A 19,017-nucleotide genomic window follows, 5' to 3' on the forward strand; every position below is an offset into this window, starting at 1 on the left:
TCTAGATGTGTATAAGAGACAGGGCATGGGGCGCCTGGCCCGGGGCTTTGGTCGCGTCGGGCGTCGCGGCGTCCGTTGCTGAGCCGTCCACCGCAGGAGTGCCCGTTGCGGGAGCGTCCTGGGTTGTCGTGTCTTTGGCGAGTGTTGGCGTGCTCATCAGGCTGCCTTTCCTGTGGGGATGTTTCTTGCTTCATCGGGTGCCGAACCGTCCGGCTGGATCTTGGCGTGCCCGGCTTCCTGGGCACGCCGCACCTCGTCGTGAAGGAGGGACCAGACCTTGTGCCGGTGTTCCACGAATGCGGCGTTCGAGCGCACGTCCTCGTCCCCGGACCGGTCGCCCAGGTCGATGTCCACGATCTCTTTGAGCCGGCCTGGCCGGGAACTGAGCACCGCCACCCGCTGGCCCAGGTACACGGCTTCGTCGATGCCGTGCGTGATGAAGATGATGGTCTTGCCCGTAGCGGCCCAGATGCGCAGCAGTTCGTCCTGGAGCTGCTCGCGGGTCTGGGCATCCAGTGCCGCGAACGGTTCGTCCATCAGCAGGACGTCCGGTTCGTAGGCCAGGCTGCGGGCTATGGCGACGCGCTGCTTCATCCCGCCGGACAGCTCATGCGGGTACCGGTCCTCGAAGCCGCCGAGGCCCACGAGCTCGAGGTACTCGCGCGCCCTTTCGGTGCGATCCTTGCGGTTGAAGCGTTTCCCGTCGCTGCCGGCTCCTTCGAGGCCGAAGGAGACGTTCGCCGCCGCCGTCCGCCACGGGAAGAGCGCATACTGCTGGAAGACGACGGCACGGTCCCGGCCCGGTCCGGTGACTTCCCTGCCGTCCACCAGGACTTTGCCGGCGTCCGGCTTCGTCAGCCCGGCCAGCAGGTCGAGGAGCGTGGTTTTGCCGGAGCCGCTCGGCCCCACGAGAGTGATGAACTCGCCGGCGGAGACGTCCAGGGAGATGCCGTCGAGGGCTGTCAGGAGCGTGCCTTCGGGGTTCTCCCTGGTGGGCCGGACGGTGAACCTCTTCGTGATGTTCTGGAGGCTGATTTTCGGGGTGGGGGCGGTGCCGGAAGTCATGGTGAGCTTCCCTTCAGCAGGTGGTTGAATGCGTTCGTGTCCACCATGAGAGCAGAGATGGATCACCGCCTGAAGGGCGCGGTCACGAGGGGCAACGCGGCGTAATCTGCCGGCGCCGGCCGGGTAAGCCGGCTCCACGACGCGACGGGACGCGTGAAGAAACACTGAGTAACAGCGGGCGTCTTCCGGCGCCATCGGATGACGCATTGCGCCCGATTCGGGGCGCGCAGGCACGCTGATGTTTCGGACCGCTACGGCCAGTGACGGGCAGCGGCAGCCGGCGGCGCCTGCCCTTCAGCGGGCAGCCGGGCAGCGAGCGGGTCCGATTGTTACGCTGCGGCCGGCGGCCGGTTCCTAGAGACCGGGGAGTTGCTGCGCGAAGACGTCGACGGCGGACAGCACCTCGTGGAGCACGTGCAGCGCACCGCCGCCAAACAGGACGCTACCGCTGAGCCGCTTCAAAGGAACCGGGCCCACGGAGTCGTGCTGCGCCCTTGCCTCCATCTGGTCCATCAGCAGTGCGACGGCCTGTTCGGCTTGCATGGTTTCCGCGATGACCACCTGCGCCACTCCACGCCTGGCGAGTTCAGTGATGGTGCCGTCCTCGGCGGCTGCCTGCGGGGACACGCCCACAATGACGCCGTCCGCACCGCCGGAGAGCATGAACTGCCGCCAGGTCTGGCCCAGCAGGATGACGGGCTGGTAGCCGTGGCGCGGCAGGATGGAAGCAGCCGCCGTGGCAAGCGCCCGGTCCGGCGGCCACTCAAGATCGCCGATGGCGATGGCCACCAGGTCCGTCCGTCCGCGGCGCATTCCGCGGGCGGCCTGGTTGGGGACGTAGCCGAGATCCCCGACGGCGGCCAGGACGCGTTCCTGGGTGGGCTGGCTGATCCGGGTCGTGCCGCCGCTCCTGCCGGACAGCACGTACGACACTGTGGTCAAGGAGACTCCCGCCCTCTCGGCAACATCGCGGATGGTGGGGTTGGATAAGCTCCTCACTGCCTACTCCTGTCACTCTCGCCGCTACGCGGCGCCGGCAGCTGTGTGCCGGATCGATGGAACTTGTCGGATGGCCTCAGCCGTCTGTGTGGGGGTGGTCATCTTGGCTTACAAGCAGTTCAGGGTCCCAGGGCGGTTCGGTGGCCATGTCCACGCCGGTTCCGGAGGTGGACTTCGGTCCCACGGCAATGGTGGATGACGCAACGTGCGCCTGGCGGGCGATGCCTCCGCGGACGGTCTCCACCAGCTCATCACCGAGCAGCGGTCCCGTGTAGCTGATGCTGAGCTCCCCGCCCTTGACCGACGTGTCGTAGTTCCCCAGCGCATCGGAGAGGATTCCCTCCCGGTCCACGGCAGCCGACAGCGCGGCGGGGTTGGCCGCCTTCACGCTGAACCGGAGATCGTGCACCAGCACGGGGATGACGTAGAAGTTGTTCACGCCCAGTTTCGCGGTGCCCTCTTCAGTGGCCTTGGTGACGATGGCGCGGCCGTCATCAACGCTGGCCGTGGCCGGAAGGGCCACAATCACTTCGGGAACCACCTGCTGGAGCACGGCGGGCTCGAGCACATCGGGGGAAATGTTGGACAGGACGGTGTTCCGGGCCGCCGCAGCGGAGTCCAGCTTCTTGCGGATGCCCTCAACGTTGGCCTCCAGCGTTGAGTGAACGGCGATCACCACCCGGCGCCGGACCATGAGGCCGTCGAAGCTGACGCTGGGCCGGCCGTTGCCGAGGTCCTGCCCTTCCTCGGACTGGGCACCCACCTTCGTGGCCGTGGCGGACTCGCTCGCCGCGGCGACGGGCGTGGGGTTGGCCGTCGGGTTTGCCTGGGCACCGCCGGTGCAGCCGCTCAGTGAGAGTGACAGCAGCACCGCCGGCGCGATCAGGATAAGGCGCTTCATCTCAGGTTCCTGCCGGGTAGGCGGCCCTGTACGTGGACGCGAAACGTCCGGGCGGCATCGTTTCCGTCACCGGCTGGTCGGCGTAGATGGGGTCGTTGTTCCTCAGGTCCCCCACGGCGAACTGGACCATCATGTCGTGGTCCTCGTGCACCAGGTTGTGGCAGTGGACCATGTAGCGGCCGCCCTCGTGCTTGCCGGTATCGAACTGCATGAGGACAGTGACGGACTCGTTCTCCCCGGCGTAGAAGACGTCCTTCGGGCCGCCCTCCCAGGCGTAGGGCTTGCCGCCGTTGGTGTTCCGGCCGATGATCTTGCCGTCGATCAGGTGGATGTGCACCGGGTGGAACCAGCCGCCGGACTCGTTCACGATGGTCCACTGTTCCACCTGATTCTTCTGCGGGTTCGCGAAACACCGGGTGAAGTTGGACTTTTCCACCGTGTCCCAGGTTTCGCCGTTGATGGTCCATTCCCCGCCCTTGCGTTGGACCCGCAGGATCCTCTTGGCCACGGCCATGTCCGGGGTCAGCGACATGGTCTCGAGGCCTCCGGTGGCCCGGCTCGGGTGCGGTCCGATGTCGAGGGTGGACGGGATGGAACTGATCGAGCGGGAGTTCGACCCTGCCGGGGACGGGGAATCCGCCACGACCTGGAACTTCATGACCTTGCCGGTGTTGGCGTAGTTCACGTTGTTCTTGTTGCTCAGGTTCCGCAGCTCCACTGACTGGCCCGGCCGGTACTTCCGGAAATCGATCAAAACCTCGTACCGCTCCGCGGTGCCCTGCCGCCAGGACGAAACAGCCTGGACCTTCGGGGTCATGCCGGCGTCGGTGCCCACCACGTAGAAGGGGTCCCCGTTGGACAGCGCGAACCGGTAGGAGCGGGTGATGGAGCCGACCAGGAACCGGAACCGGTAGATCCGGGGCTTGACCTTCATGGTGGGCCAGGGCACGCCGTTGACCATCACGATGTCGCCCCACAGGCCGGAGTGCCCGTTGTCGTTGTAGCCGAGCGAGCCGTCCGCGTTCAGCATCACGTCGGTGACCAGGATCGGCACGTCGAACTCGCCTTGAGGCAGCTGCGCCTGCTCGTGCGCATCGGACAACGTGTAGATAGCGGCGAGTCCAGAGTAGACGCCCTGCGCGGTGAGCATGTGGTTGTGGTCGTGGTACCAGAGCGTCCGGGCCGCCTGCCAGTTGGGGTAGTGGTAGTTCTTCACCTTGCCCGGGGCGGTGCGGTCGTTCGCGTAGCCGTCGTACTGCGGCAGCGACGCCGAGCCGTGAAGGTGGGTGACCGTGTTGGACGGCTCCGTGTAGAGCAGTCCTCTCCCCGGAAGGGCATTGCTGATCCGGACCTCCGTGCGTGTGCCTTGCGGAACGCGGATGGTGGGGCCGGGGAAGATCCCGTTGTAGCCGGCCAAGGTGGTGGACAGCCCGGGCGCGATCTGGGCCTGCCCCAGCTTCTGGGTCAGCGAATACTTCGCGAATCGCTGGCCGTCAGGGTCGCGACCTGTCGAGAACGGGACAAGTTCCGGCGGACGGCGGAAGGCGGCGGTATACGGGACCGGAGTGTTCTTCGCGGCCAGCTTGCTCGGAGTGGTGACCGGCGTGGATGTGGTGGCTTCATTGTCATCGGCACCGCGCCTCGCTGCCACACCGTCAAGGACCGGGCCCTCCTTCATCCCGGTAAGGGCTACCGCGCCGCCCAGCATGCTCAGCTTCAGCATGTCCCTTCGTGTTGCCATGACTTCTCCTCCAAGTTCCTGGTAGTTCGTATGGGCTGCGGGCACGTTTGCTTCAATGTGGTGGCCGTGGCTATCGCCAGCCTTGCTCTGCCGCGGAGAAGACTGACTACGAAATTGATGCACAACTACCGATCCGGGAGTGGAACAAGGCCATCGTGCGCCGATCGACTTCTGAAAACCTTGGGGAACAGGCCGATCCACGGGGGCACCCACCTGAATGGGTGGTTTACTACAGGGGGTATCCGTTACCGCTGGCCAGACTGCGCGGCACTGCGGCGCGATTTATTTGGGGGATAAATTGAGGCTTTTTTCGTGGCACCGTCCGTCCGGATTGCGGCCCCTGGTGGTTTCAGCCCTGGTCATGCTTTTGACCCTGGGGACTGTTCCTCCGGTCGGCGCCGCCGCCCAGGTCTACAACGCCTGCGCGCGGCTCTCCGCAGGGCAAGTGCAGTTCAACACCTACGGAGCCACGCGGGTCACCTTCGCCACGGCCACGGACCGGAACCAGACGCGGGTGGTCATCACGGGCTGCGTGAAATCAGGGGCCGGCTACAGTACCGAATGGCAGACCACCGGATTCGCGGGTAGCCGGGGGTTCTCGGCACCGGGACAAGCCTGGGAGGACACCTACCGCTCCCCTACCGGATCGTTCACCGTCACCGAGGCCCTGGGCCGGCGGAATCCCGGCACGGCGCTCAGGTACCGCGCCATCAACGCGTCCTCCCGGTGGGGAGGCGAGCGAGGAGCCACCTACAACCAGTACTTTGAGGGCCGCGGCGGTCCTGCGGACGAGAACCTCTGGACGTACATGAACCAGGGCTACTACGAGCAGGCCGCCGTCATTAATTACAACCGCCTTCCGGATGCCTCCACGGTCCAGGGCGCCTCGTACGCCATCTTCCTCCACGCCGGAAACGTCCCGTCGGCAGGGTGCATCTCTACCACGCTCACCACCGCGACCAGGTTCCTGCGCACCGGCAGGCCGGGGGACCGCATCGTGATGGGCGCCGTGGGCGACGTGTTCCGATCAGCTTCACGGACGGGCCCCGCGGACACCGCAGGAAAATCCCTTGCCGCGATCCACAGCAGTTCTGATGCCCTGGGCGTGGCCACAGACGGCACCCTGTGGAACTACCCGGCCCTCGGCAACGGCGGGCTTGGCCAGCGCGCCGCGATCGGCAACGGATGGGGAACCGCCAGCTCGGTGTCCAAAGTGGACTGGAACCGCGACGGCACGCTGGACCTGCTCGCTCAATGGCCCAACGGCACGCTGACCGTCTACCCCGGCCGGTCCACAGGAGGATTCGGTGCCGCCTTCACCGCCGGAACCGGCGGCTGGCAGCAGATGGCCATCACGGCCGGCACGTGGGACACCTCGCGGCGGTACCCGGGCGTCCTGGCCCGCGACGCCGCGGGGAAGCTCTGGCTCTACGACAACCCTGCCGGCCGGGGGCTGGCGGGCCGCCGGCTCGTGGGCAGCGGGTGGGGCACCCAGGCAAACTTCACCATCGCGGACTGGGACAACAACGGCATTCCGGACCTGCTGGCACCGGGCCGGGACGGAGTCCTTCGCCTGTACCGCCAGGACGGCAGGGGCAACTTCCGCAGCGAAGCCCGCCCGCAGATCGGCACCGGCTGGAGTGCCCGCACCATCTCGGCAAGCTCGAGCTTCCAGGGGGCAGGCACCCGGGGGCTGACTGTCCTGTTCCATGACGGCGCCGTGCGATACTACCCGCTGGGCCAGGGCGGGTGGGGCACCCCCTCCACCATCGGCAAGGGCTGGGGCGGATTCCGCACGTTCGCCCGCTGACGGGGAGCTACTCGATCCGCCCCACTACGGAGCCGGCGCTGACCACTCCGCCCGGCGCGGTCACGAGTTCCGAGAGCGTTCCCGAGCGGTGCGCTGCCACCTGCGTTTCCATCTTCATGGCCTCCAGCACCAGCAGCGGATCCCCGGCAGTCACTTGTGCGCCCTCTTCGACGAGCCATTTCACCACGGTGCCGGCCATCTGCGAACGCAGCTCCGCCGGGTGCACGCCGCTGCCGTCCATCTAGATGTGTATAAGAGACAGCTGCCGGTGGTGCCGCCGGCGGCGGAAGCTCCGCCGTCGTACCCGGCCGGGAGTCCCTGACGGGAGCGGGCCCAGCCGTCCAGCAACGCGGCCGGCAGCCCGACGGCCAGCCGCTTGCCGTCCACGTCGACCGTGATGGTGCGGCGTTCGCCGCCGGGGGCAGCCGTGCTGAACTGATCATCGGCCGGAATCTGTCCTGCGAAGTCCGTCTCGATCCACCGGGTGTGGACGCCGAGGCGGTCCGCGGCCGTGAAGTCCGGGGCCTGGACGACGGCGCGGTGGAACGGCAGGACGGTGGGAACGCCGGTGATACGCATCTCGGCTAGCGCACGGCGGGACCGGCGCAGGGCCTGCTGGCGGTCCGCGCCGGTAACGATCAGCTTGGCGAGCAGGGAGTCGAACTGCGGCGGTACCAGCGAGCCGGAGCCGAATCCCGCGTCGAGCCGGACGCCGGGGCCCGTGGGACCGGTGAACTCGGCCACCGTGCCGGGGGACGGCAGGAAGCCGCGCCCCACGTCCTCGGCGTTGATCCGGAACTCGAAGGAGTGGCCCCGCGGGGCCGGGTCCTCGGTGAACCGCAGCTGCTCCCCCGCGGCGATCCGGAACTGCTCCTGCACCAGGTCGATTCCGGTCGTCTCCTCCGTGACGGGGTGCTCCACCTGCAGGCGCGTGTTCACCTCCAGGAACGCCACGGTGCCGTCCGCCGCCACGAGGAATTCGACCGTTCCGGCACCGGAATAGCCGGCCTCGCGGCACACCGCCTTGGCGGCGTCGTAGATTTCCCGGGTCTGCTGTTCGCTCAGGAACGGCGCCGGGGCCTCCTCCACGAGCTTCTGGTGGCGGCGCTGAAGGGAGCAGTCGCGCGTTCCTACCACTACTACGTTGCCGTGCACATCCGCCAGGACCTGGGCCTCGACGTGCCGGGGCCGGTCAAGGTAGCGCTCCACGAAGCATTCGCCCCGGCCGAACGCGGCCACGGCTTCCCGGACGGCCGAGTCGAACGACTCCTCGATCTGGTCCATCTCGCGGACCACCTTCAGCCCGCGCCCGCCTCCGCCGAAGGCCGCCTTGATGGCTATGGGCAGGCCGTGCTCTTCGGCGAAGGCCCGGGCCTCAGCGGCCGTGGCCACGGGGCCGTCGCAGCCGGCCACGAGCTGTCACATATACGCACGGCGATCTCCCGTGCGGTGATCTTGTTGCCCAGCATCCGGATCGCCTCGGGCGTCGGGCCGATCCATATCAGTCCGGCGTCCAGGACGGCCTGCGCGAAGTCCGCGTTCTCGGACAGGAAGCCGTACCCGGGGTGGACCGCGTCCGCGCCGGAATCGGCCGCGACGCGGAGCAGCTTCGCGATGTCCAGATAGGTTTCCGACGGAGCGTTGCCGGCGAGGCTGTACGCCTCGTCTGCGGCAGAAACGTGCAGTGCGTCGGCGTCGACGTCGGCGTACACGGCCACCGAGCCGAGTTCCGCGTCATCACAGGCACGGGCAATGCGGACGGCGATTTCACCGCGGTTGGCGATCAGGACCTTGCGCATCAGTTACTCACTTCTTGTGTTGTGGTTTGCGTTGGGGCATGCGGGGCGATCCGGAAGCGGATGCTTCCGCCGACCGGCACCTGGGCTGCCCGGTCCAGGTGCTCGTCGGTCACGACGCCGATCACCGGGTAGCCGCCGGTGATCGGGTGGTCGGCCAGGAACAGGACGGGAAGCCCCTCCGGTGGAATCTGGATGGCGCCGGCCACCGTCCCTTCGCTGGGAAGCTCGCCGTCCCGGCTGCGCCGCAGGGGCTCGCCGTTCAGGCGCATGCCCACGCGGTTGGACTGCGGGGTGACCTGCCAGGACTGGCTGCAGAGCGAGGCAAGGGCCGCATCGTCGAACCAGTCATCCCGCGGGCCGGGGACAATATCCAGTTCGGTGACGCCCGCCCCCGGAAACTCCGGCTGGAGCTCGGGGCTTCCCACCACTCCGGAATCGGTGACGTGGCCGGCCGGGAGCAGCTGGCCGGCGGCCAGCGGCGCGGGGCCGATGCCGGACATGGTGTCGGTGGACCTGCTGCCGAGCACCGGGGCAACGTCGGCCCCGCCGCGGATGGCCAGGTAGCTGCGGAATCCGCCCTCCGCCTCACCCAGGCTCAGGACTTCGCCGTCGAGCAGGGCAAACGCCGTGGCGGCGGGCACCGTACGCTGCCGGCCGGGTTCTCCGGCGTCCGACGGCGAGTCAATGGTCAGCGGGGCGGGCGCGCCGGTGACGGCGAGGACCTGGTCCCCCACGGCTTCGACGCGGAGCCCGCCGGCGACAGTTTCGACGGCGGCCGCGGAAGACCCGTTGCCCACAAGGCGGTTGGCGCGGCGCAGGGAGGCACGGTCGAGTGCGCCGGCGGCGGAGACGCCCAGGGCGGCGTGACCGTTCCGGCCCAGGTCCTGGATGAGGCTCTGGAGCCCCGGGGAGAGGATGCGGAGACCGGCCACGAGCGGCACCGCCTGCTGTGCTGCTTCCTGTTCTGTTCCTTCGGATACGGTTTCCGGCGCTGCTTCCGGCAACGCGGGCGGCGTTACGGCGACCACCTCACGGACCGGGCGGAACTGCACGCGGTCGCCGGGCCTGGCCAGCGCTGGCTGGGGGCGGCTGAGGTCCCACATGCTCGCGCCGGTGCGGCCGATCAGCTGCCAGCCGCCGGGCGAACTGCGCGGATACACGGCCGAGTAGTTGCCGGCGAGAGCCACCGAACCGGCGGGAACGGCGGTGCGCGGGGAGTTCCTGCGGGGGACTTCCAGAACCTGGTTTTCGCCCACCATGTAGCCGAACCCGGGGGCGAACCCTGCGAAGGCCACGGTCCAGACCTGACCGGAGTGGGCCGCGATCACGCCGTCCGTGCCCAGGCCGGTCAGCGCCGCCACTTCGGCGAGGTCGTCGCCGTCGTACACGGTGTCAATGACCACTAGGCTGCCGTTCGAATGCGCCGGCGCCGTGAGGTCCATGTCCAGCAGGAGGGCCGCCATGCGGCGCGCGGCCGACGGCGACTCCGCCTTGATCATCACGGTTTCCGCCGCCGCCAGGACGTCGAGCTGCCCGGGCAGCGGGGACTCCAGCAGAAGGGCCTGCAGCGCGAGCACGTCCTGCAGCCCGTCCAGCTCGGCGAGCACGGCACGAGTGCCCACGGGCCGCACGGTTTTCACCCGATGCGCGGTCTCACTTGTTACGGTCATTTGATACTCCGGATTGGGGGTTGGAGTGGTGGAGGGGTTGCGGTGTCCTGCGGGGACGGACTCGGGCGGCGTGACTGCGGCAGGCCGGCTGCGGCCGGCAGCGGCGGGCGGCTGCGGGCGCGGGACCCGGGCTGGGACGTTCAGGCAAACGCGGCAAGGGTGACGCCGGCCCCGCTGAGGGCCGACTTCACCGCGGTAGCCATGGCAACGGCCCCGGGAGATGTGTATAAGAGACAGCTCTCGGCCCGGATTTTGAGGATGGAGCCGTCCACGGCACGGACGGCAGATTCGGTGGCCATCCGGAGGACATGCTCGGCAACCTGTGCCGGATCCTCCAGGACGGACCCCGGCAGTGAGCGGGAGACGAGCGTGCCCTCCGGGGTGTAGGCCCGGTCCGCGAAGGCCTCCGGTACGGCCCGCAGGCCGGCGGCCTCGGCCAGGCGCAGCACTTCGGAGCCCGGGAGGCCCATGATGGGCAGTCCGGGATCCACGGACTTGACGGCGTCGACGACGGCCCGTGCCTGCGCAGTGTGGTGGACGATGGCGTTGTAGAGGCCGCCGTGCGGCTTGACGTATTTGACGCGCGCGCCCTCCGCTGCGGCAAGTGCCTGCAGCGCGCCGATCTGGTAGACCACGTCATCCGCCAGCTCGTTGGGGTCGATGTCCAGGAAGCGGCGGCCAAAGCCCGCGAGATCGCGGTAGCCCACGTGCGCTCCGATGACGACGCCGGCCGCCGCGGCTTTCCGGCAGGTGCTGCGGATGACGCTGGGGTCACCTGCGTGGAAGCCGCACGCGACGTTGGCGCTGGTGACCGAGCGGAACATTGCCTGGTCATCGCCCAGGGTCCATCGCCCGAAGGATTCCCCGACGTCACTGTTCAGGTCCATGGTTGGCATTGTGACCCCTGTCTCATTGATGTGCCTGCTTCAAGGATGCAACACTTTTCCGAATTGTTCAACAATCCAGCAATTCAACGATCCGTGTGCGGGGCCCAACCAGCCCCGGCGTACCTAGCGCTTACCCTTTTTCCGGGAGCCCTTGCCGCGGCCCTTGTCCGGGTTGGGCGCATAGCGCTGGGCCACTTTGGGCTTCTTGGCCCCGGTGCCGCGGCGGTCCGGCTTGGGCTCTTTCTTCGGCTTCTCCTGCTGGGCCGAGGGCTGCCGCGAACTCTGCGCGGTCCTGCCGCGGACAATGCCGATGAACTCCTCGATCACTTCGTCCGTGGCATCGCTGGGCCACGCCAGGGCGATCTCCGTGCCGGGCGCTCCGGTGAGGCGCCGCGCCACGGTGTCCTTGACGTTGAAATGCCGGGCCACGGACATGGGCAGGATCAGCAGCCCCGCCCCGGACGCCACCACCTGCAGCGCGGCTTCGGGGCCGCCGAGCTCGCCGGCGTCGAGGAAGGTCTCTGCCGACAGGTCCTCAAGCGCCACGTCCTCGAACACGGAGATCTCGTGCCCCTTGGGCGCCACCACCACAGGCTGTTCCTCATATAGGGGAATGACGTTCAGGCCCTCGCGGTCCACGGGCAGCCGGACGAAACTGAGATCCGCCAAACCGTCGCGCAGCACCGAAAGCTGCGCGCCGCCGTCGGACATGAACGAGCGCAACGGAACATGCGGCATCCGCTCTTCCCAGCGCCTGATCCACTTGCCCGGGGTCACCCCGGCTACGTACGCAAAGCGGAGCTCCCGCGGCTGGGGTTCCGGAGGGGCAGGGGCAAGCGTGGGTTCATCTTCAGCGGGCACACCTTCACAGTACCGCCAGCACCGCCCGCTGCTCCCTGCTGCCTGCTGCCCGAACGGCCGGTGTTGGTGCGCCGTACGCGGCTGGCCAGATACCCTTGAAGCATGACCTCTGCTAACTCCCAGTCCATGAAGCCGGCCACCGTTGCCAAGAAGCTTGGCATCTACCTGCCCGCAACACCCCGGGAGTTCCAGGAATCAACCATCACCCGCGCCGACTTCGCCGAGCTCCAGGCCAACCCGCCGGAGTGGCTGGCCGAGCTGCGCCGCAACGGCCCGCACCCCCGCCCGGTGGTGGCGCAGAAGCTTAACGTCTCCATCAGCGGCCTGGCCCGCGGCGGCGTCGAAGAGGCACTGACGACGGCGGAAATCACCGCCCTGCTGCAGGCTCCCCCCGCCTGGCTTGTCGCCGAGCGCTCCACGCATGCAGCCGTGCGCGCCGAGGCGCAGCGCGTCAAGGACGAGGCTGCCAAGAAGGACGCCAAGAAAGCCCGCCAGGCCTAGGTTTGTTCGGCCAAGCCGGCCAAAGGGCGGCGCAAAACGTTTCCTGCCCTTGGAGAAACCCGGATTCCTGATCCCCCAGCCTGAGGGGACGGTCATCCCCCAAGGGGGTTCAGCCCCCGCACGGGGTTGCTTTCTTGGAGAGTACGACGACGGCCTCCCATCCCCGCCATTGCGGCGAACAGGCGGCCACGCCGGGCCGCCGACCCACCCTCTATGTGGGGGGACCAGGGGTGCCGCCAAAATGGCGGCCGGAGGCGCTTGGACTCTCCAGGACGTACAGCGTTTCCCCAAGGGGGCCTCTTGATTCTGTGATTGTGCGTGAAGGTATCGCGCACCTCGGATCGATGAGGTCATCATGAAATCAGCACAGTACGAGCCGGGAGCGCACACTTCTCGCCCTCCTGGTGCCCGCAGGGCCGGAATCATTGCCACCGTTTCGGCCGTCATCTGCTCAACGTCCATGTTCGCCATTCCAGCCGCCGATGCGGCCGTCCCCACCTTCCCGGACAACATCGTGGTCTTTCCCGACCGGGACTTTGTGACGATCGAGGGCTACCAGGACCACCTCGGTGAGACAGCAACGGTTGAGGTCACCCGGCCGGGCGTGGGAGTAGTCGGCTCCGCCAAGTCCGTGGTCGCCGCGGGAGACGTGGCGTTCGAAATCAACCACCCCGGCGGCGCCTGCTGGGGTGCCGGTACCGGCCTCAACGTCACCCCCGACATCCTTCCCGGCGACGTCGTCTCCATCAAGTTCGGCACCGCGTCCGCCGGCGAAACAACGGTCCAGGACACCTACGTGACGGGTGACGCCGTACTCAGTGGCAGCACCGTCACCGTCAAGGGGCACATCGGAGCCGGCGTCAACCCGAACCAGATGGAGCAGCGCATCATTGAGCCCGCCCTGCGGGACACCACCGTGGCACGACGCGACATCCGCGCAATCCCCGGCCCCCTGGCTCCTGCCCCCAAGGGCGGCTACACCTCGAGCCTGGAATACGTGGGCGATACCTTCACCGCCACCTACAACTTCGACGACGCCGCCACCGCTGAAATAGCTGCCAACGCCGGCCTCGGCGAGCGTGCCATGGCGTGGGAATTTGAGGACGCGGACGCCAACCGCCAGGGCCTGACCATCGCAGAGTACGGCGAGCCCGGCGGCCCCGGCATGGGCGGCTGCCCCAACGGACCCCGTCAGTCCGGCCCTGTGGCCCCCACCAACATCGCTGCCGCCAAGGTATCCGGCGGACTGAAGCTCACCTGGTCGCCGGCACAGGCCGTTCCCGGCACTCCGGCCATCACCGGCTACCGCGCCATTGCCGTTGGCAAGACCGCGGGCCAGAACGGCACAGGCACCGAGCAGGTGGAAATCGGCAAGCGGATCACCGGCCAGGGCTCCACCGGCACCACCATCACCGGCCTCTCCGCCACTGAAGAGTATGACGTCTACGTGGTTGGCCTGAGCAGCTCCGGGGAGACCTTCCCTGCTGCGCACGCGGTTCCGGAGACGGACACCACCGCGCCTACGGTGACTGCCTCGCCCAACGGGGCAACGTCCCCCACCGCCCAGAAGGTGACGCTCACCGCCAGCGAACCTGGCGCCCAGATCTACTACACCCTGGACGGGTCTCCGGTCGTTCTTTCGGGCGGCGTCCTTTCCGACGCTGCAGTGCTCTACACGGGGCCGATGGACGTCGCCCAGACCAGCACGCTGTCATTCGTTGCCATTGATCCCTCCGGCAACGTGTCCCAGTCCGGACTGGCCACATTCACCATCACCAACGATCCCGTGCCGGCAGCGCCGGTCATCACCTCAGCCACTGCAGCCCAAGGGACGGCCAGCCTGACCTGGACCGCACCGGATCCGGGCGCGGCGGGACTCACCATCACCGGCTACAGTGTCCAGGCCTACACTGCTGACGGCGCGGCGTTCGGCGCCCCCAAGACGGTGGCCGGCGACGTCACCACCCTGGTCTATGACGGCCTCAGTGGTGACACCGCCTACACGTTCACGGTCAGGGCCAGCAACATCAACGGCACCGGGCCCGAATCGGCCAAGACGGCTTCCGTGACAGTCCAGGGTGCATTGGTAGCGGTAGCCGGTCCGGATCAGACAGTAGTCCGGCGCACCACCGCCACTCCGGTCACCTTGGACGGCACCGGTTCCACAACAACCGGCGCCACCTACCAGTGGGAGCAGGTCCTGGCCTCGCCCACCGATCCCAACAAGGTCACGCTGACCGGCACCACCACACTGAAGCCCACGTTCAGCCTTCCGGTCTTCCAGTACCCGATGACCAACAGCCCGCTCACCTTCAGGCTGACGGTCACCGCAGGCACCGACGTCCGGACCGACGAGGTCAAGGTGACGCCAGTGCCGGACCGTGTGACCATCAGCTCGGCGCAGTGGAAGACCGGCGATCTCCGGATCATCGGCACCAGCAGCGTGGTTGGCGGCGTCATCACCGTCCACTCAGGCAGCCTGACCGGCCCCGTCCTGGGACGTGTTACCGTCACCGCAGCCGTGGCGCCGGCAACCGGCGGCGACTACACCCTCCGGCTGCGCAACGCCGCCGCCGGCGCGACCAACCCCGGTACCGTCTGGATTGAGTCCAGCGTTGGCGGCACCGCGGGACCCGCCACCGTGGTGAACAAATAGGAGCTCCGGCCGCCTCAACGATCGCGGGTGACCCTGGATAATTCCACGAAGTTCCGCCACCAGTCCGGTGGCTGCAGGCACCAAGCAGGCAGCCGCCGGACTGCGTTGGGCCCGGGCACAGTCCGTACCTGGCACAGCAGCATCCCGCCGACTGACGCCACCGTCGATTCGCCATCAGCTGGCGTCCGTCATGAGAATGGGCAGCCAGCGCGCGGCTAGCCGTTCAGGGCCGGCTCTCTCAGGAGATCTGCAGGCCGCCGTTGATGTCGTACGTCGCGGCCGTGATGAAGCCGGCGTCCTCGCCCATCAGGAACACCATCAGCGCGGCGATGTCGCGGACCGAGCCGACCCTGCCCACCAGGATGTCAGCCGACATCGCGGCCTTGCGTTCCTCGGTCAGCGTGCCGCCCATGATGTCCGTGTCCACCGGGCCGGGGGCGATGCAGTTGACGGTGATGCCGTACTGGCCCATTTCCCGGGCCAGGGCGCGGGTGAACCCGATGATGGCGGCCTTCGAGGCGCTGTAGGCCACCTTGGAGTACGTGCCGCCGCCGCGCTGCGCCGAAATCGAGGAGACGCTGACGATCCTGCCGAGCTTGCGTTCGATCATCCCCCTGAGCACACGCTGGGTGACCAGGAACGTGCCCGTCATGTTGATTTTGAACACCCGCTCCCATGCTTCGAGCGTCTCGTCCATGAACTCCGTGGGCGAACTGATGCCGGCCAAGTTGGCCAGGGCCACAATCGGAGGCAGGGTCGACTCGACCTGGTCGATGGCCGCGTTCACGGTTGCCTGGTCCGAGACGTCAGCGCCCACGCCGAGGGCCCGGACGCCGTAGACGGAGGTGATGTCCTCCGCCGCCCGCTGCGCCGCGTCGCCGTCGATGTCCAGGATGCCCACCGACCAGCCCTCGCTGGCCAGCATTTCCGCCGTCGCGCGGCCAATGCCTCGCGGAGACGCGGCGCCGGTCAGCACCGCGGTCCGCTCGGCCGGGAACGTTTCGTGATGAGACATGTTCCTCAGCCCTTCGTCGCCTGGAGGTCAGTTCTTGATGTCGAACTCGTCGGCGGCGACTGCTTCTTCACCGACCGTGGACGGCGTGCCCGGCTTCACGTGGCCCTCGGGGCGTTTGCGTGCGTAGAGGAAGGTGGCCACGGCCGTGATGCCGAGGCAGGCCGCGAGGAACACCAGGCCTGACCGGTTGTCGCCGGTGGCGTCGTTGAACAGCCCCACGGCGTACGGAGCCACGAAGCCGCCCAGGTTGCCCAGCGAGTTCACCATGGCCAGGCCGGCGGCGGCAGCCGCGCCCACCAGGGCCGTCGAGGGCATCGCCAGGAACGGCGCAATGGCCGAGTAGATGCCCATGGCGGCCAGCGTCAGGGCGGTCATGGCCAGGATCGCGTTGACCTGCACGAGGAAGCCGGCGGCCAGGAGGCCAACGGCCGCCATCACCATGCTGATGCTGGCGTGCATGACCCGGTTGCCGGTGCGGTCGGAGCGGCGGCCCCAGAAGTACACGAAGACGGCCGCGATGGTGTACGGAATGGCCACGATGAAGCCCACCTCCGTGGTGCTGAACTTGCCCAGAGCGGCAACGATGGTCGGCATCCACAGGCCCAGGCCGTAGATGCCGCAGACCAGTCCGAAGTACAGCGCGGAGTACGCGATGGTGCGCGGATCCTTGAGCCCGGCCAGGAAGTGGTGCGGCTGGCCCTTCTGTTTGTGGGCAAGTTCCTCGTCCATGGTCTTGGTCAGCCATTCGCGCTCGTCGTCGGCCAGCCAGTGCGCGTGGCTTGGGCGGTCGGTCATCAGGATCGGGGTAAGCAGGCCGAGGAGAATGGCCGGGATGCCCTCAATGATGTACAGCCACTGCCAGCCCTGCAGGCCCATGATCCCGTCCATCTGGAGGAGCAAGCCGGACACCGGAGCGCCCAGGGCGTTGGAAACCGGCTGAGCCAGGATGAAGATGCCCAGCACGGTGACACGCTGCGCCGCGGGGAACCACAGGGTCAGGAAGAACAGGATGGCCGGGAAGAACCCTGCCTCGGCAGCACCCAGCAAAAACCGGACGATGTAGAAGGTTGTCTCACCGTTAACGAGGGCCATGGCCGTGGCGAAGATGCCCCACGAGATGAGGATGCGCGCGATCCATTTCCGAGCACCGAACTTGTACATGCCGCCGTTGCTCGGAATTTCCAGCAGCGCGTAGCCCAGGAAGAAGATGCCGGCCCCGAGTCCGTACGCCGAGGCGCTGAGCCCGATGTCCGCACTCATGGTCAGCTTCGCGAAACCGACGTTGTTCCGGTCCAGGTAGGCAACGAAGTAGAGCAGGACGATGAGCGGCATGAGGCGTCCGCGCACTTTCCGCAGGGTTCTTTGACCCAGCTCGTCCAGCTGGTTCGCAGGATTGATGGAAGTCATGGTGCACCTCGCTTTAAGAAACGGGCCCGCCGGGGTTCCTCAGCGGAACAGTTAATGTTTACCACTCTGCAACCTAATAGTCACCATGCTTATCAACTGCCGTTTCGGCAGGATTTTGGCGGAATTCCGGCGCGGTTAAGCCGTTTCAGCGTCCGGATTTCAGCCAGTCGAGCAACCGTTCCAGCGGCCAGGTGGTGATGATCCGTTCCGCCGGCACGCCGTTCAGTTCTGCGCGCTCCGCTCCGTATTGCAGGAAGTCGAGCTGGCCGGGGGCGTGCGCGTCACTGTCCACGCTGAAGAGGCAGCCGGCGTCGAGCGCCAGCTGCATGAGGTTGTCCGGTGGATCCTGCCGCTCGGGCCGGGAATTGATCTCGACGGCGACCCCGGCGTCCGCGCACGCCGCGAACACCCGCTCGGCGTCGAATTCTGACTCCGGGCGGGTTCCGCGCGACCCCTGCAGCAGGCGGCCCGTGCAGTGGCCCAGCACATTGGTGTGCGGGTCGCTGATGCCGGCGAGCATCCTGTCCGTCATGGTGCGGCGGTCGGAGCGGAGTTTGGAGTGTACGCTGGCCACCACCACATCCAGCCTGTCGAGCATCTCGGGGGCCTGGTCCAGCTCGCCGCTTTCCAGGATGTCCACCTCGATGCCGCTCAGCAGCGTGAAGCCTCCGGCGCCGTCCTCAGTCGCGTGAGCCTGCGCCGCGTTGACCCTGGCCACGACGTCGAGCTGCTCGCTGAGGCGCTCCGCGCTCAGCCCGTTCGCAATCTTGAGGTTCGGGGAATGGTCCGTCAGGGCAAGGTAATCGCGGCCCAGAAGCCGGGCGGCGTCAGCCATGAGTTCAATCGGCGACCCGCCGTCGGACCAGTCGCTGTGGCTGTGCAGATCGCCCCGGAGCAGCGGGCGCAGCCCGTTTCCGCCAGCGGCCAGGGGTTCCGCGCCGCTCTGCCTGAGCTTCTCCAGATAGTCGGGCACGGCGCCGTCCACCGCCTGCCGGATGACCTGGAACGTGGTGTCCCCGATACCCTTTGTCCGCTTCAGCCGGCCGTCCCGGGCCCGTTCGGCAACTTCGTCCGGGTCGAGGCCGCCGATGATGCCGGCCGCTTTGCGGAAGGCCTGGACCTTGAAGGTTGGCGCGGCTCCGCGCTCCAGCCAGAATGCGATCTCATTCAGGGCATCAACGGCATCCATTCATTCCCCTTCCCTGCCGCTCCGGCGTCAAAATACAGCGGGCGTCAGTCCTGGTGCAGCTGGACGAAGTTGCCGCAGCCGTCGTCGAACACGGCCGAGATCCCGTACGGATTCTCGGACGGATCGCCCTGGAACCGGACGCCGGCCGCAGTGAGCCGCTGGTGCTCGGCCCGCACGTCAGGAACACCGAAAACGATGGCCGGGAGGCCGGCGTCGTGCAGTCCTTTCATGTATGCCGCCGCGATCGGGTTGTCACTCGGCTCCAGAAGGAGCCCCACGCTACCGGCGTCGGAACCGGGATCCTTGACGATGAACAGGTTGTGCTCCGGCATGGCCATGAGCGTTTCGAAGCCGAGAGTCTCCGTATAGAAGGAGTGGGCCGCGGCCGGGTCCTGGACGTGGATGCTGCACATCTTGAGTCGCATGCGGCCTACGCTACGCCGCGCGGCGCCGGCTGCAAACTGCCCACACCGGCGGCGTCCCGCACCCATTGACCTGCGCGGCCGCAGGGGCTGC

The 19,017-nt window shown here is 67.7% G+C and carries 15 protein-coding genes and 1 pseudogene; 3 read left to right on the forward strand and 13 right to left on the reverse strand.

The features are described 5' to 3' along the window. Nucleotide 1: 1 nt before the first annotated feature. From B1A87_RS24185 to B1A87_RS17980, 5 genes are all read right to left on the reverse strand, one after another. On the reverse strand, nucleotides 2–157 hold the full coding sequence (locus tag B1A87_RS24185) for a hypothetical protein (protein ID WP_260680932.1): 156 nt from the start codon (nucleotides 155–157) through the stop codon (nucleotides 2–4). Then, entirely contained in the window at nucleotides 157–1,065 is a 909-nt protein-coding gene (locus tag B1A87_RS17965; RefSeq protein WP_078028645.1) for an ABC transporter ATP-binding protein, read from the reverse strand. The genes B1A87_RS24185 and B1A87_RS17965 overlap by 1 nt, the downstream gene beginning before the upstream one ends. A 354-nt stretch (nucleotides 1,066–1,419) precedes the next feature. Further along, nucleotides 1,420–2,064, reverse strand: a complete 645-nt coding sequence (locus tag B1A87_RS17970; RefSeq protein WP_078028646.1) for a LacI family DNA-binding transcriptional regulator — start codon at nucleotides 2,062–2,064, stop codon at nucleotides 1,420–1,422. A gap of 76 nt (nucleotides 2,065–2,140) precedes the next feature. Next, on the reverse strand, nucleotides 2,141–2,965 hold the full coding sequence (locus tag B1A87_RS17975; protein WP_078028647.1) for a hypothetical protein: 825 nt from the start codon (nucleotides 2,963–2,965) through the stop codon (nucleotides 2,141–2,143). Nucleotide 2,966: 1 nt separating this feature from the next. Beyond that, on the reverse strand, nucleotides 2,967–4,706 hold the full coding sequence (locus B1A87_RS17980) for a multicopper oxidase family protein (protein WP_144275869.1): 1,740 nt from the start codon (nucleotides 4,704–4,706) through the stop codon (nucleotides 2,967–2,969). Nucleotides 4,707–5,067: 361 nt separating this feature from the next. Here B1A87_RS17980 and B1A87_RS24190 point away from each other — a divergent pair, with 361 nt between their 5' ends. Continuing rightward, complete coding sequence (locus tag B1A87_RS24190; RefSeq protein ID WP_260680934.1) at nucleotides 5,068–6,516, forward strand: hypothetical protein; 1,449 nt, start codon at nucleotides 5,068–5,070, stop codon at nucleotides 6,514–6,516. A 7-nt stretch (nucleotides 6,517–6,523) separates the two neighbouring features. On the opposite strand, the pseudogene B1A87_RS17990 reads toward B1A87_RS24190, so the two are convergent. The 4 genes and pseudogenes from B1A87_RS17990 to B1A87_RS18005 all read right to left on the reverse strand — a co-directional run bounded on the left by B1A87_RS17990 (nucleotide 6,524) and on the right by B1A87_RS18005 (nucleotide 11,733). Further along, a pseudogene (locus B1A87_RS17990) lies at nucleotides 6,524–8,315 on the reverse strand (acetyl/propionyl/methylcrotonyl-CoA carboxylase subunit alpha). Continuing rightward, nucleotides 8,315–9,985 (reverse strand): 5-oxoprolinase/urea amidolyase family protein, encoded by a 1,671-nt coding sequence (locus tag B1A87_RS17995; protein ID WP_078028650.1) that lies wholly within the window; start codon nucleotides 9,983–9,985, stop codon nucleotides 8,315–8,317. The pseudogene B1A87_RS17990 and the gene B1A87_RS17995 overlap by 1 nt, the downstream one beginning before the upstream one ends. A gap of 140 nt (nucleotides 9,986–10,125) precedes the next feature. Continuing rightward, nucleotides 10,126–10,881, reverse strand: coding sequence for a LamB/YcsF family protein (locus B1A87_RS18000; protein ID WP_144275870.1), 756 nt, complete (start codon nucleotides 10,879–10,881; stop codon nucleotides 10,126–10,128). Nucleotides 10,882–10,995: 114 nt separating this feature from the next. Then, entirely contained in the window at nucleotides 10,996–11,733 is a 738-nt protein-coding gene (locus tag B1A87_RS18005) for a LysR family substrate-binding domain-containing protein (RefSeq protein ID WP_078028652.1), read from the reverse strand. Between the two features lie 102 nt (nucleotides 11,734–11,835). Here B1A87_RS18005 and B1A87_RS18010 point away from each other — a divergent pair, with 102 nt between their 5' ends. Next, nucleotides 11,836–12,234, forward strand: coding sequence for a DUF5997 family protein (locus tag B1A87_RS18010; protein ID WP_078028653.1), 399 nt, complete (start codon nucleotides 11,836–11,838; stop codon nucleotides 12,232–12,234). Nucleotides 12,235–12,589: 355 nt separating this feature from the next. Further along, a complete protein-coding gene (locus B1A87_RS18015; protein WP_078028654.1) occupies nucleotides 12,590–14,890 on the forward strand; it encodes a fibronectin type III domain-containing protein in 2,301 nt (766 codons plus the stop codon). Between the two features lie 238 nt (nucleotides 14,891–15,128). Here the strand turns inward: B1A87_RS18015 and B1A87_RS18020 are convergent, their stop codons facing one another. The 4 genes from B1A87_RS18020 to B1A87_RS18035 all read right to left on the reverse strand — a co-directional run bounded on the left by B1A87_RS18020 (nucleotide 15,129) and on the right by B1A87_RS18035 (nucleotide 18,926). Beyond that, nucleotides 15,129–15,905 (reverse strand): SDR family NAD(P)-dependent oxidoreductase, encoded by a 777-nt coding sequence (locus B1A87_RS18020; RefSeq protein ID WP_078028655.1) that lies wholly within the window; start codon nucleotides 15,903–15,905, stop codon nucleotides 15,129–15,131. A 27-nt stretch (nucleotides 15,906–15,932) separates the two neighbouring features. Next, a complete protein-coding gene (locus B1A87_RS18025; RefSeq protein ID WP_078028656.1) occupies nucleotides 15,933–17,312 on the reverse strand; it encodes an MFS transporter in 1,380 nt (459 codons plus the stop codon). Between the two features lie 145 nt (nucleotides 17,313–17,457). Continuing rightward, on the reverse strand, nucleotides 17,458–18,501 hold the full coding sequence (locus B1A87_RS18030; RefSeq protein WP_078028657.1) for a PHP domain-containing protein: 1,044 nt from the start codon (nucleotides 18,499–18,501) through the stop codon (nucleotides 17,458–17,460). A gap of 44 nt (nucleotides 18,502–18,545) precedes the next feature. Further along, complete coding sequence (locus B1A87_RS18035) at nucleotides 18,546–18,926, reverse strand: VOC family protein (protein WP_078028658.1); 381 nt, start codon at nucleotides 18,924–18,926, stop codon at nucleotides 18,546–18,548. Between the last annotated feature and the right edge of the window lie 91 nt (nucleotides 18,927–19,017).

The organism is Arthrobacter sp. KBS0703 (assembly GCF_002008315.2).
In the GTDB taxonomy this organism is placed as follows: Bacteria; Actinomycetota; Actinomycetes; order Actinomycetales; family Micrococcaceae; genus Arthrobacter.

Excerpts from the sequence above, each read along its gene's own strand:
- B1A87_RS18030 (WP_078028657.1), bottom strand. The coding sequence starts at position 18,501 with ATGGATGCCGTTGATGCCCTGAATGAGATCGCATTCTGGCTGGAGCGC.
- B1A87_RS18010 (WP_078028653.1), top strand. The coding sequence starts at position 11,836 with ATGACCTCTGCTAACTCCCAGTCCATGAAGCCGGCCACCGTTGCCAAG.
- B1A87_RS18015 (WP_078028654.1), top strand. The coding sequence starts at position 12,590 with ATGAAATCAGCACAGTACGAGCCGGGAGCGCACACTTCTCGCCCTCCT.
- B1A87_RS17975 (WP_078028647.1), bottom strand. The coding sequence starts at position 2,965 with ATGAAGCGCCTTATCCTGATCGCGCCGGCGGTGCTGCTGTCACTCTCA.
- B1A87_RS17995 (WP_078028650.1), bottom strand. The coding sequence starts at position 9,985 with ATGACCGTAACAAGTGAGACCGCGCATCGGGTGAAAACCGTGCGGCCC.
- B1A87_RS18035 (WP_078028658.1), bottom strand. The coding sequence starts at position 18,926 with ATGCGACTCAAGATGTGCAGCATCCACGTCCAGGACCCGGCCGCGGCC.
- B1A87_RS17980 (WP_144275869.1), bottom strand. The coding sequence starts at position 4,706 with ATGGCAACACGAAGGGACATGCTGAAGCTGAGCATGCTGGGCGGCGCG.
- B1A87_RS24190 (WP_260680934.1), top strand. The coding sequence starts at position 5,068 with ATGCTTTTGACCCTGGGGACTGTTCCTCCGGTCGGCGCCGCCGCCCAG.
- B1A87_RS18020 (WP_078028655.1), bottom strand. The coding sequence starts at position 15,905 with ATGTCTCATCACGAAACGTTCCCGGCCGAGCGGACCGCGGTGCTGACC.
- B1A87_RS18000 (WP_144275870.1), bottom strand. The coding sequence starts at position 10,881 with ATGCCAACCATGGACCTGAACAGTGACGTCGGGGAATCCTTCGGGCGA.
- B1A87_RS18025 (WP_078028656.1), bottom strand. The coding sequence starts at position 17,312 with ATGACTTCCATCAATCCTGCGAACCAGCTGGACGAGCTGGGTCAAAGA.
- B1A87_RS17965 (WP_078028645.1), bottom strand. The coding sequence starts at position 1,065 with ATGACTTCCGGCACCGCCCCCACCCCGAAAATCAGCCTCCAGAACATC.
- B1A87_RS24185 (WP_260680932.1), bottom strand. The coding sequence starts at position 157 with ATGAGCACGCCAACACTCGCCAAAGACACGACAACCCAGGACGCTCCC.